The 11,291-nt window shown below is 60.2% G+C and carries 13 protein-coding genes; 1 reads left to right on the top strand and 12 read right to left on the bottom strand.

Going from position 1 to position 11,291, the window contains the following annotated elements:
- Window positions 1–11 precede the first annotated feature (11 nt).
- From NXC14_RS14230 to NXC14_RS33875, 9 genes are all read right to left on the bottom strand, one after another.
- Window positions 12–755 carry a TIGR04290 family methyltransferase gene (locus tag NXC14_RS14230; RefSeq protein WP_085778684.1) on the bottom strand — a complete coding sequence of 248 codons (744 nt, stop codon included), beginning with the start codon at window positions 753–755 and terminating at the stop codon, window positions 12–14.
- 425 nt (window positions 756–1,180) lie between these two features.
- Window positions 1,181–1,504 (bottom strand): hypothetical protein, encoded by a 324-nt coding sequence (locus tag NXC14_RS14225; RefSeq protein WP_085778683.1) that lies wholly within the window; start codon window positions 1,502–1,504, stop codon window positions 1,181–1,183.
- 71 nt (window positions 1,505–1,575) lie between these two features.
- Window positions 1,576–3,147 (bottom strand): sorbosone dehydrogenase family protein, encoded by a 1,572-nt coding sequence (locus tag NXC14_RS14220; protein WP_085778682.1) that lies wholly within the window; start codon window positions 3,145–3,147, stop codon window positions 1,576–1,578.
- Window positions 3,147–3,584 (bottom strand): DUF2231 domain-containing protein, encoded by a 438-nt coding sequence (locus NXC14_RS14215; protein ID WP_085778681.1) that lies wholly within the window; start codon window positions 3,582–3,584, stop codon window positions 3,147–3,149. The genes NXC14_RS14220 and NXC14_RS14215 overlap by 1 nt, the downstream gene beginning before the upstream one ends.
- A 267-nt stretch (window positions 3,585–3,851) precedes the next feature.
- Window positions 3,852–4,439 carry a class I SAM-dependent methyltransferase gene (locus tag NXC14_RS14210; protein WP_085778680.1) on the bottom strand — a complete coding sequence of 196 codons (588 nt, stop codon included), beginning with the start codon at window positions 4,437–4,439 and terminating at the stop codon, window positions 3,852–3,854.
- Window positions 4,429–4,764: a type II toxin-antitoxin system RelE/ParE family toxin gene (locus NXC14_RS14205; protein ID WP_085778679.1), complete on the bottom strand. Its 336-nt coding sequence runs from the start codon at window positions 4,762–4,764 to the stop codon at window positions 4,429–4,431. The genes NXC14_RS14210 and NXC14_RS14205 overlap by 11 nt, the downstream gene beginning before the upstream one ends.
- A complete protein-coding gene (locus NXC14_RS14200) occupies window positions 4,748–4,999 on the bottom strand; it encodes a transcriptional regulator (RefSeq protein WP_085778678.1) in 252 nt (83 codons plus the stop codon). The genes NXC14_RS14205 and NXC14_RS14200 overlap by 17 nt, the downstream gene beginning before the upstream one ends.
- A gap of 251 nt (window positions 5,000–5,250) precedes the next feature.
- On the bottom strand, window positions 5,251–6,351 hold the full coding sequence (locus tag NXC14_RS14195; protein WP_085778677.1) for a branched-chain amino acid aminotransferase: 1,101 nt from the start codon (window positions 6,349–6,351) through the stop codon (window positions 5,251–5,253).
- A gap of 94 nt (window positions 6,352–6,445) precedes the next feature.
- The gene (locus NXC14_RS33875; RefSeq protein WP_281064495.1) at window positions 6,446–6,580 is read right to left on the bottom strand and encodes a hypothetical protein; all 135 of its coding nucleotides are present in this window, start codon (window positions 6,578–6,580) and stop codon (window positions 6,446–6,448) included.
- Window positions 6,581–6,702: 122 nt separating this feature from the next.
- On the opposite strand from NXC14_RS33875, the gene NXC14_RS14190 reads away from it, so the two are divergent.
- Entirely contained in the window at window positions 6,703–7,920 is a 1,218-nt protein-coding gene (locus NXC14_RS14190) for a PLP-dependent aminotransferase family protein (RefSeq protein ID WP_085778676.1), read from the top strand.
- 210 nt (window positions 7,921–8,130) lie between these two features.
- Here the strand turns inward: NXC14_RS14190 and NXC14_RS14185 are convergent, their stop codons facing one another.
- The 3 genes from NXC14_RS14185 to NXC14_RS14175 form a co-directional block, all read right to left on the bottom strand.
- Window positions 8,131–9,081, bottom strand: coding sequence for an IS110 family transposase (locus NXC14_RS14185; protein ID WP_085778675.1), 951 nt, complete (start codon window positions 9,079–9,081; stop codon window positions 8,131–8,133).
- A 448-nt stretch (window positions 9,082–9,529) separates the two neighbouring features.
- Entirely contained in the window at window positions 9,530–10,588 is a 1,059-nt protein-coding gene (locus tag NXC14_RS14180; protein WP_085778674.1) for an aldo/keto reductase, read from the bottom strand.
- A gap of 219 nt (window positions 10,589–10,807) precedes the next feature.
- On the bottom strand, window positions 10,808–11,278 hold the full coding sequence (locus NXC14_RS14175; protein ID WP_085778673.1) for a MarR family transcriptional regulator: 471 nt from the start codon (window positions 11,276–11,278) through the stop codon (window positions 10,808–10,810).
- Window positions 11,279–11,291: the final 13 nt, after the last annotated feature.

Below are 11,291 nucleotides of genomic sequence, written 5' to 3'. Positions count from 1 at the left end.
TCCGAAGTTTTTCAGCAAAGTGACGGAGGCGGTTCCGCCATCGGGTGGCGGCTTCCATGTTCCACCAGATAAACTTCCCGTTCCGGATTGGCACGAATGACAAACCCGGCGCTTCTCAGCATCGCTTCGACCGCCGCCTTGTTCGGAATGAACCAATTTGTGGGGTCGCCAGCGTAACGTTCTTCCAAGAAATACACTTTGGGAAAGCCGCGCTGCTCAAATATTGTCGTGTTGAAGAAGTCGTAATTTTCGCTGAGTGCCGCGACTTCCTCTCCCCCCCGCTGCATGCATTGAAACAGCATCTGGCCGCCGACGACATGCTCATGCAGAAGGTCGAGTGCCAGCAGCGGATGCCGCAGGTGATAAAGGACACCCATGAAAAGGACCAGGTCAAATCTCTCCTTCAGTTTTTCCACCTCGTACACCGACATCAGCTTGAACTCGATATCCTCACCTGTCTGTCTGGCTACGAACTCGGCTTGCCTGAGATAATGCGGGTCGGAGTCGATTCCGACGACCCGTCCGGCATTTCTTCTTTTCATTTCAAGTGCATAGAATCCGGCGTTGCAGCCGATGTCGAGCACGCTGCACCCCCGGAGATCTTCAGGCACAACCTGGTGAAAGTGGGCCCATTTGAAGGACGGGTAGTCACCAAGAAAATGATCAGGCGCGGTCTGTACGCCGCTAATTCGCAGGTTGTGAAACCATGGCCTCAGGGCTGCGATGTCCCTTTCCAGTCGAGCCTGCTCGTTCATTCCGTACTCCGATCCGCAGCGTCGATCATTGCTTCGACTGCGCCGCCGAGACGTGTGTCCGGTTACGTTTGAATTTTCTGATCGCCGACCGTATCTGCTCGACGGACCGGGGGCCGATCCCCGCGAGCTTGAGGAGTTCGGCATTCTTCATATCTGCCAATTGGCTCATTCGGTGAATTCCGCTTCTGGCGAGCGAACGGGCGATCCATCCAGGGAGACAGGTGGTCAATAAGGGATCTTCGGTATCTCCCCCTCCAGTCTTCGTCCGCTTTTGAGATACCTGCGGCATGTTCAGCTTGAGCCGGCTTCGTCAGATGTGGTCGAACCCTCTTGATGGTTTTCGGTTCCCGCTGAAGAAGAAAAACCCGCCAATTGTGTGCGAGATGGTCCTTCTCGGCCGACAAACAGATCTCTGGACGGTGAATTTAGTCATCAGAATTGTGCGACGGATTGGTGTTGGGCGGCATATCTCCCGGACGGATGATGCGCGAATTACCGGTGTCGGGCGCCGGTTCCACCATTTCGGTGTCGCCGATGGGAGGAGGCCTGAGTTCGCCGTTGCAGTCATCCAGTTTCTTGGAGAGATCTTGATGGTCATCCGCTGAATCGCGATCCTGGTTTGACTGTGACGGGGCGACGCATTTGTCAGGCGGCGCCTGTGCGTTCGCCTGGAGCGATAGGGGGAGGATCGCCACGGTGAGCGATAGCGCGCTTAGGAGTCGTTTGAACTTCCGGGATGTGGTCGGCATGCCAAACCTCCGTTGGCGTTTATCCGGATGTCATTTCAGTCCTTCTTCCGAATTGGGCCTCCACCAAGTCCTTAGGGGCCGGCCGCAGGGGCAATCTGCATCTGCACAGGCTGAAACTTGTCCGGCGGTCCGGAAAGTGGTTTCTGGCCCGTCAAGCGCTCGTCGGCCGAGGCTCGATGTCCCTCGGTTTGGGTGGTGGAATTCGTCGTTTCCGTTCCGATGCCGGGGTTCGAATCGAAAGTCCGCGCCGTGTTCGAATTCGTCGAGCTTTGCGGATTCCCGGAAAGCTGGTCGGTGCCAATTGGCTGCGGCGTAACTTTGCCGTCGGATGAAGCGACGCGCCAAACGGTATTGCCGGCATCATCGGCAACAAGCAACGCTCCCGTCCCATCGATCCCCACTCCGACCGGTCGCCCTTTTGCCTGATCGCCCTGGATAAAGCCTGTGACGACGTCCTGCGCCTTGCCAGATGGCTTGCCATTCTGGAACGGTACGAAGACAACTTTGTAACCATTGAAGCTATTCCGGTTCCAGCTGCCGTGCTCGCCGATGAAGGCGCCGTTGGCGTATGCGGCTGGAAGCGCGGAATTCATCGAGAAGGTCAATCCGAGCGCGGCAACATGGCTGGACAGGGCGTAGTCCGGTCGGATTGCCTTTTCGACCATGTCGGTTCGTGGCGGATGAACGCGAGCGTCGACGTGGTTGCCGTAGTAGCTCCAAGGCCAGCCGTAGAAGCCGCCGTCCTCCACAGAGGTCATATAGTCGGGAACGAGGTTTGGGCCGAGCTCGTCACGCTCATTGACGACAACCCAGAGCGCACCCGTTTCGGGGTTGAAGGCAAGGCCGTTCGGGTTGCGCAGACCGGAGGCGAAAACGCGGGCCGCGCCGGTCTGCCGGTCGACCTGCCAGACCGCTGCACGACCTTTTTCTGCTTCGAGCCCGTTCTCAACGATATTGGAATTCGATCCGACCGAGACATAGAGCGTCAGGCCGTCGGGGCTGAGGGCCAGATCCTTTGTCCAATGATGATTAATCGGGCCGCCGGGAAGCGGCGTCAGGATTTTCGGCTGCGCGGCGACCTCGTTCCGTCCGAGTTCGTAAGGGTAGGCCAGGATGGCGCTCGTCGTGGCGACGTAAAGCGTATTGTCTATCCAGGCAAGGCCGAAGGGAGAATCGAGCTTCTTCAGCAGGTCATGGCGTTCATCGACGGTGCCGTCGCGATTGGTGTCACGCAGCAGCGTAATGATATTGCTCTCTTTCTGTTCACCGCTGCCACCGTGGGCGATCGACATGATCCAGCCGCGGATGAGATCCTTCGGCCGCGAGGTCGGTTCGCCGGTCGGGCCGCGGGACTGGACGACGAGCACGTCGCCGTTTGGCAGGGTATGGACCGTGCGTGGATTGGCAAGGCCCTTCGCATAGGCACTGATCTTCAAGCCGTCGGGAACGGCAGGAGTCTCTCCTTCCTTCCAGCCGACCACTTCCGCGACCTTCACATCAAATATCAGGGAGGAAGATGGCTCAGGCAGAACCGGATCCGGGCCGATCTGCTGCGACAAATCGAATTCGGCCTCCCGCGCCGACGTACCGAATCCGAGGAAAAGCGATAGAACCGAGGTGGCGAGAATGAGGGATCTCATCATCATACCCTCCAGGCCAATCTGGCATATTTGCGGGCGGAAACAGCGGCTGCCACCAGGCAAAGCGCTGAAGTAACGGCCGAGAGCGCCAGTCCATAAGGCACGACGGCAGTCCATCCGTCGCCGGCATGGACAAGGCTGTTCAGGAAGGCAAGGGCGAGGATGATCAGGTAGAGAAGCACAGACGGGAAAGCCGACCGCAACGGACGGGTCCGGGGCCGCGCGAGGTCAATCAAACCAGCCAGGATCGCAATCACACCGAACACGAGGCCGGCGCACAACAGCCAGGCGGAGAAGTTTTGCCACATGAGGTTGTTGCTCTGCCAGAAGGCGATATCGGTCGCGAGCGCAAGCGTGAAGCAGACGAAAGGGAACGGGACGAAGAGCGACTGTATCGGATAGGCGGCCGCGTCTCTATCGTCGGGTGAAAGTACAGCCATGGCATGCTCCGAGAGGCAAGTGCGCAGATATACGATTCAACCGTGGAGGCAGCGGATGGTTCCGTTGCAGCGGGACTGGCTTACGAACCGCCTCCTCGACCAATAGCGGCTGCTGCCTTTCGCGCGTACCGCCGGAGTGACAATGTAGGGAGGCAGTTAAATTCCGTCCATCATTCCCGTGACATGCGCGGGAGGAGTACGATGTTGTCGCCTGAACGCGCGGCGGGCGCCAAGACTGCCGCCAAACACGGGGCGAAGCTCCGACCTTTATCGTTGCGCACTCACGATGAGCCAGCGGGTCGGCCTGCCGTCATATCCGCCGCCATCGCTTTCCTCGACGGCGAGGTTGCGCCAGCCGCCTGCCGTCAGAAGCGCCGAAAGCCAATGGGCGGATGGATAGTTGTAATAGCGCCCGAAGCCATCATGCCCTTCGGCTTCTCCCGACTTGAAGCTTGCGTGGAGGATGCCGCCGGTTCTGAGCGCGCGGTGAATGCGGGCGAAGACGTCGTCCAGGGTCGTTCTCGGGACATGAAGGAGGCTCGCTTCGGCCCAGACGCCGTCGAACGCGGCCTCGGCGTTGAGATCCTCAAACAGCATGACCCTGACCTCCCTGCCGATTCGCGCCTCGGCTTGTGCCGCGAGTTCGGGTGAACCGTCGGTTGGCGTCACGTCGAAGCCTTGAGAGAGCATGTAGGCACTGTCCTGTCCGCCGCCGCAGCCAAGTTCGAGGATTGCGGCCCCCGGCGCAAGTCGGGCAAGAAAAGTGTCGAGCTTCTGTTTCGGCAGGCTGCGCGCGCGATTGGCGTATATCGCTGCGTTATTGTCGTAGAAGGCGGAGGTGCTGTCATGGGGCATGGGGAGCGGCCGGTCCGGATCGTCGGTTGGATTGGAGATGCCTTTCGGCAAGCCGGTCGGCGCCGATGATGTCGATGACGAGGATGCCGTCGGGTATTTGCCGGTAGAAGGCGACATGACGCATGTGGAGGAGGCGGCGCAGGCCGGCGCCAAGTGCGTCGCACTCATCGCCCATGGAGGGCACGCGCGACAGAAGTATTAAAATCCGATCCCAGTCAAGAAGATAGGCATCCGCCTGCGCCTCGCCGAAATGTAGATTGGCATATTCGTCGATGCCTGACAGTACGGCGTCGGCCGTTCGGGTCAGCCTATAGGTTGATGTCACGCAGCTTCACCTTCGTTTCCAACAAAATGTCGGGAATGCGCCGGTCGCTGATACCAGTCTCCTCGGCCTGCCTCAGGATCTCGCGCAGTTCGTCGTCCTCGAGCTTACGATGGTCCTGGTCCTTCGCGATCAGCTCCGCCAGGAATGCGTCGGCGCTGTCGTATCTGCCGCTTGCGACACGGCGCGAGATGTAATCCGCCAGATTATCCGGAAGCGAGATCGTCATTTTCGCCATTGAATTTCCTGCCGTCCGTGCGTGCCGGTTCAGCTGTCCCTGATGCCTGTTACGATTCCCCACCCCGTGATAGAAGCGTTGCCGCCCGCCGTCGAGCGCTTGGGTCACATGAGGGTCAGTCTTCTTTAATGATTGCATCGGCGTCGGCGAGTTCGAGAACTGTCGTCAGCCCGGCCGCTTTGAAGGCGAGGCCGAGAGCGGCGCCCACCATGTCAGTGCTGGCGCCGCCGTTCGCGTGAAAGGTCTGAAGGTCAGGCCGGGATCAGGCGCGTCCAGCCGTGCTCATCGTTCGTTACGCCCTTCTGCAGACTGACGAGCTGCTGTCGCAGTTCGCTGGTCAGCTTGCCAGTCTGTCCGTCTCCGACCAGAAACTCGCCGCCGGCATGTCGAACCAGGCCGATGCCCGCCAGGACTGCGGCAGTGCCGCAAGCGAACGCTTCGACAAGCCTGCCGCTGGCGGCATCCTCCTGCCATTCCGCGAAGGAATAGGGACGCTGCTCCACGCGCAAGCCCCTTTCTTCTGCGAGCACGATGACGGAAGCCCGAGTGATGCCCGGCAGGATCGTGCCGCCAAGGGGCGGGGTCACCATCGATCCATCATTCATCACGAAGAAGACGTTCATGCCGCCGAGTTCTTCGACCCAGCGATGCTCCGCGGCATCCAGGAAGACGACCTGATCGCAACCCCTCTTCGCGGCTTCCGCTTGCGCCACGAGGCTGGCTGCGTAGTTTCCGCCGCATTTTGCAGCGCCGGTGCCGCCGCTGGCTGCACGGGTGTATTCCGTTTCGACCCAAAGAGAGACGGCCTTCGCGCCGCCCTTGAAGTAGGCGCCGACCGGTGAGGCGATGATGCAGAAGATATATTCCTGAGCCGGACGAACGCCGAGAAACGCCTCGTTGGCGAACATGAAGGGGCGAAGGTAGAGGCTGGCGTCGCCAGCCGGAATCCAGGCCTTGTCGACGCGGACCAGTGCTTCGACCGCCTTCAAAAAGAGTTCTTCGGGCACGGGAGGCATCGCCATGCGGGTTGCCGATTGCGCGAAGCGGCGTGCGTTCTCTTCAGGCCGAAAGAGCAGAATCCGGCCATCGTCAGCCTTGTAGGCTTTCATGCCTTCGAAGATTTCCTGAGCGTAATGCAGCACGGCGCTCGCAGGATCGAGCTCCAAGGGTCGCCTGGGCGTAACCTTCGTATCATGCCAGCCCTTGTCGGCCGTCCATCGCGCCAGGACCATGTGATCCGTGAAGATCTTGCCGAAGCCGGGCGTCTCAAGTGCCTGGATGCGGTCGGCGTCCGAGACGGGGGTCTTGTGGAGTTCGATTTTGATTTCGGGAGAGGCCGACATCACGGTCATTGCTGGCACCTTGATAGTAAATTGAATAGTGGCGGCGACACTACCGCCGCCGAGCCGGTTTTGGAAAGGTCTGAAGCAGCCGGTTTCGGCTTGATCAGCGTAATAATCGCTTGAGGTGGCTGACGTCGAGCAACAAATTCGGAATCGAGCGCCTGCGATCGAGGATGGCGTCACCATCGGTCGATTCGGGAACTTCATTCTTATCGGGAATGACGTTCGCGAATTTCATACCCAGGCTTTGGAATATGTGATCTCCAACTTATCGTTATGACAAAGAAAATAGGTCAGCATTATTGACATAATTTCCGCCGCATGATTTGTCGGCGGTACAGAAAATACGAGGAAACCTCCATGCTGAACTGGGACACCATGTTTGCGTCGCGCTCATCGCGCATGCGCGCATCCGAAATCCGCGAGCTCCTGAAGCTTCTCGACCAGCCCGACATTATTTCCTTTGCCGGCGGCATTCCGGATCCGGCGCTGTTTCCGGCCGAGGAATTCCAGCGGGCCTATGCCGATATCTTCGCAGGTGCCGCCGTCAATTCGGCGCTGCAATATTCGGTCAGCGAAGGCTACAAGCCGCTGCGCGAATGGCTGGTCAAGCAGATGGCCGCCCTCGGCATTCCCTGCGAGCTCGACAATGTCTTCATTGTCTCCGGCTCACAGCAGGGGCTCGATTATCTCGGAAAGCTCTTTCTTTCGCCCAATGATACCGCGCTCGTGACCTGGCCGACCTATCTTGGCGCGCTGCAGGCCTTCAATGCCTATGAGCCGGCCTATGACCAACTGACGCCGAGCGGCAACCGGACGCCCGAGTCCTACCGCGTGGCGGCTGCGGCTGCCGGCGGCAAGGTGAAATTCGCCTATCTCTCCGCAGATTTCTCCAATCCGACCGGCGAAACCGTCGATCTCGCCGGCCGCAAGCGGGTGCTGGCGCTCGCCGAAGAGCTCGACATTGCCGTCATCGAGGATGCCGCCTACCAGTCGCTGCGTTACGACGGCGAGCCGATCCCGCCGATCCTGGCGTTGGAGATCGCCGAGAAGGGCCATATCAACGACACGCGCACGATCTATTGCGGCAGCTTTTCCAAGACGCTGGCGCCCGGCCTTCGCGTCGGCTTCATCGTCGCCAATGCGCCTGTCATCCGCAAGCTGGTGCTGATGAAGCAGGCGGCTGACCTGCATTCCTCAACGATCAATCAAATGGCGATATCCGATGTCGCCGTGCGCGGTCTCGACAAGCAGGTTGCCAAGATTAAAGCGGCCTACAGCCATCGCCGCGACTGCATGCTGGCGGCGCTCGAGAAGTACATGCCCAAGGGCACGAGCTGGACGAAGCCGGAAGGCGGCATGTTCATCTGGATCACGCTGCCGGAAGGCATGGACGGCGCCAAGCTGCTGGCGAAATCGCTCGAGACCGCCAAGGTCGCCTTCGTGCCCGGCAAAGCCTTCTTCGCCGACGGCTCCGGCGCCAACACCTTCCGCGTCAGCTTCTCCTGCGCGAATGAGCAGATGATCGAGGATGGCATTGGTCGGTTAGGTAAGTTGATCACTGAGATTGGTGGGTGAGTGTTGGGAGTGGGGTGCAACAAAACTGTTGTGCCGTATGGCCCTATCCGACCCCTCGGGCCATCGACTGGGGTTGAGCCACGGGTCTCAACCCGTCCTTCGGACCCCCGCTGGGGAGAAGATGGAGCAAGCCGCTCGCTTCAATTTCCACTGCAGACGTTTCTAGGAAACGAGACCATTCCGCTTCTCCCCATCGGGGAGCAACCATGTTTAATTCTTGCGGTGTTGTGGCGTCCATTCGGTCTTTCGAAAGAGGATTGTGTTGGCGAGAACGATGAGTTTTCGGGCGACGGCTATAACGGCGCACAGGTGCTCCTTTCCGCTCTGACGCAAGCGCGTGTAGAAAGCGGCGAGATCCGGATTGTGCCGGGTTGCCGTGAATGCGCACATGAACAGGCTCTTTCGCAGGCGTTCGCGACCACCCTGGATGCGGCGTCTGCCGTGATATTTTCCGCTATCGTCGTCATAGGGTGCGACGCCGGCAAGGGCGGCGATCTCGGCGCGGCTGGCATGGCCGAGTTCGGGCAGCCGAATGATCAAGCACAGGGCGCTGCGCAGCCCGATCCCCTTGATGGAGATCAGCAGATCGAGCCGTTGCGCCAGGTCGCAATCGTCGCGAACCGTCTTTTCGAGCCGCAGCAGATGGGCCTTGCGGCAGGTTTCGAGGCGGGCGACCTCGCGCAGGTGGCGGCGTTTGATCGCCTCCGACAAGGCGGTCTCGGCAAAGGTCTTGACCAGCGCGATCTGCTGCTCGATCTGTTCCAGATAGGTCAGTTCGGCGGCCAACTTGTCGAAGCGTGCGTCCGGCAGCGCCGGCAACTGCTCGAGACTTGCCGTGAAGAGCGCAATCAGCACGGCATCGAGCCGATCGTTCTTGGCCCGCTTGAGCCGGCTCTTGGCAAAGAAGCGCAACTGCGCCGGCTGCAGACGCGCCGCCGGCCGCTTGCCGGCCCGCAGATGCGCCAGCAGCCGCCATTCATAGCCGCCGGAGGCTTCGAAGCCGATGCGGCTGACGTCATGCTCTCGAAGAAAGGCGTCAAGCGCCTTCAGGCCAGCGGTGTCGTACGTGACCCTCAGCCTTGCCTTACCGGGATGGAGGGCAATGTCGAGATGGCTTTTGCCGACATCGATTCCGGCACAGATCATGCTATTATCGGTCATCTTCGTCGTCCCTGTCTTGGATACGAACCCCAAGGTTCCTGCAACCACACGGGCCAGATGAAGAGCCGGTTGCGATCCTGCTCCCCACAGCCCAAAACGGCTAAGAAGGTGACGATCCGACAACCAGCTGCCGGGCGGGCGGCCACCCGCCCGGCAAGCATCAATATCCTACATTTTTTTCATCCAAGAAGATGCCTGAAGGCAGATGAGGGGCTGCATGGCACGCCCTCTCATCCCTCATTCCTGTGCTCGTCACAGGAATCCAGCCACGGCGCGTCCGCGCCGTGATTGAACTCCTATTCGTGAAAGACTCTCTCGTGCCCAAGGACTTGGGCACGCTGGATTCCTGTGACGAGCACAGGAATGAGGGAGGGGAGGGAACTGCTTCCGCCTTCTTCTCTGAGGAAAGGACGCTGTCTTTCACCGTGTCATGCCTGATCTTCTCTCGCTATTGCTGGAGATGCGGGCCGAAAAGCTCGAGGTCGGCTTCGCCGAGCCGGTCGCTCGCCGTATTCAGCTGGTGCCAATAGGGATAGATCACCGGCGGCAGGCTGACGGCGTCGAGACGCTTGCGCTCCTCATCCATGAGTTTCAGCTCGGCAGCGGCGATGTTGTCACGGAACTGGGCTTCGGTGCGCCCGCCGATGATGACCGAGGTGACCGCCTTGCGGCCGATCAACCAGGCAAGCGCCACCTGGGCCGCCGAGACGCCGCGCTCTTCGCCGATTGCCACCAGCGTCTCGACGATGTTCCAGAGGCGGTTTTCGTCGCGGATCGGCGGCTCGGTCCAGCCGGCGAACTGGCGCGTTCCCTCGGGAGCGGCCTGGTTGCGGCGGTGTTTGCCGGAAAGCAGCCCGCCGGCAAGCGGGCTCCAGACCAGCACGCCCAGGCCCTGGTCGATCGAAATCGGCAGCAGCTCGTATTCGGCATCGCGCGCTTCGAGCGTGTAATGGATCTGCTGGCTGACGAAGCGCTGGTAGCGATGCTCATTGGCGATGCCGAGCGCCTTCATAATGTGCCAGCCGGAGTAGTTCGAGCAGCCGACATAGCGCACCTTTCCCTGCTTGATCAGCGTGTCGAGCGCTTCAATCGTCTCTTCGAGCGGCGTCTGGCCGTCCCATTCATGCACCTGGTAGAGGTCGATGACGTCGGTCTTCAGGCGCTTGAGGCTCGCCTCGCATTCGCGGATCAGGTGGTAGCGCGACAGGCCGCGGTCGTTCGGACCGTCGCCCATGCCGAAGCGCGCCTTGGTAGCGAGCAGTACGCCCTGCGGCCGCTTGCCGGCGAGCGCATCGCCGATGATGTTTTCGCATTCGCCTGACGAATAGACGTTGGCGGTATCGATCAGATTGATGCCGGCATCGATGCACATATCTATCATCTTTTTCGCCTCGGAGACGCCGAGATCGCCGACCATCTTCGCCCAGCCGACCCCGCCGAAGGTCATGGTGCCCATAGTCAAAGTCGAAACCTTCAGGCCGGAGCGGCCGAGCAGACGATATTCCATCGAAACTCCTCCTTCATCAAACGCGATTGACGTACCTCAACGCGGTAGAATGGCAATGGCGGCAGGTTCACGCCTGCGTGAGGGCCGGCGAGATTGCCGCCCAGAGACTGCGATCGATCGTGGGGGGCGTGAGCCGCGCGGCAGATCGTACAATATGTGATTGGCTTGTCGACGGGAATCATCCTGAACGGAGCGATCAGACGGCGGGTCCAGGCCGCGTCAGGTCTCGTCCTTGTTTTTCCTCTGAATGTTGTCGCGAAGCGAAGCGATCGTATCGCGAATCCTGCCGACGGTTTCGACGTCGAGACCGACGGCTTTGGCGATGCAGTCGAACACATGGGTGGCGCGGCTCTTGAGGGCCTGTCCCTTCTGTGTCAGGCGGAGAAGCACCTGGCGCTCGTCGGCGGGGTTGCGATTGCGGGTGACGAGGCCGACATTTTCCAGCCGCTTCAAGAGCGGGGTGAGGGTGCTGGAGTCAAGGAAAAGTGTCTCGCCGAGATCCTTCACCGTGCGGTCATCACGCGCCCACAGGGCCGTCATCACTAGGAATTGTGGATAGGTCAGGTCCAGCTCATCGAGCAGCGGGCGGTAAAGCTGGTTGAAGGCATGGCCTGCCGAATAGATTGAAAAGCAAAGCATTTCATCGATTTTCGGCACGTCGGCGAGATCATTCGTTCGGGTGTTTTTCATCACGCTCTCCTCT

The sequence above is a fragment of the Rhizobium sp. NXC14 genome (assembly GCF_002117485.1).
Classification (GTDB): domain Bacteria; phylum Pseudomonadota; class Alphaproteobacteria; order Rhizobiales; family Rhizobiaceae; genus Rhizobium.
The sequence above is the reverse complement of the archived record's forward strand: the minus strand, read 5'-3'. Positions and strand labels throughout refer to the sequence as shown.

Bases quoted from the DNA above. Each gene is read 5' to 3' on its own strand.
- NXC14_RS14230 (WP_085778684.1), bottom strand. From the start codon at position 755: ATGAACGAGCAGGCTCGACTGGAAAGGGACATCGCAGCCCTGAGGCCA.
- NXC14_RS14225 (WP_085778683.1), bottom strand. From the start codon at position 1,504: ATGCCGACCACATCCCGGAAGTTCAAACGACTCCTAAGCGCGCTATCG.
- NXC14_RS14220 (WP_085778682.1), bottom strand. From the start codon at position 3,147: ATGATGAGATCCCTCATTCTCGCCACCTCGGTTCTATCGCTTTTCCTC.
- NXC14_RS14215 (WP_085778681.1), bottom strand. From the start codon at position 3,584: ATGGCTGTACTTTCACCCGACGATAGAGACGCGGCCGCCTATCCGATA.
- NXC14_RS14210 (WP_085778680.1), bottom strand. From the start codon at position 4,439: ATGCCCCATGACAGCACCTCCGCCTTCTACGACAATAACGCAGCGATA.
- NXC14_RS14200 (WP_085778678.1), bottom strand. From the start codon at position 4,999: ATGGCGAAAATGACGATCTCGCTTCCGGATAATCTGGCGGATTACATC.
- NXC14_RS14195 (WP_085778677.1), bottom strand. From the start codon at position 6,351: ATGACCGTGATGTCGGCCTCTCCCGAAATCAAAATCGAACTCCACAAG.
- NXC14_RS33875 (WP_281064495.1), bottom strand. From the start codon at position 6,580: ATGAAATTCGCGAACGTCATTCCCGATAAGAATGAAGTTCCCGAATCG.
- NXC14_RS14190 (WP_085778676.1), top strand. From the start codon at position 6,703: ATGCTGAACTGGGACACCATGTTTGCGTCGCGCTCATCGCGCATGCGC.
- NXC14_RS14185 (WP_085778675.1), bottom strand. From the start codon at position 9,081: ATGACCGATAATAGCATGATCTGTGCCGGAATCGATGTCGGCAAAAGC.
- NXC14_RS14180 (WP_085778674.1), bottom strand. From the start codon at position 10,588: ATGGAATATCGTCTGCTCGGCCGCTCCGGCCTGAAGGTTTCGACTTTG.
- NXC14_RS14175 (WP_085778673.1), bottom strand. From the start codon at position 11,278: ATGAAAAACACCCGAACGAATGATCTCGCCGACGTGCCGAAAATCGAT.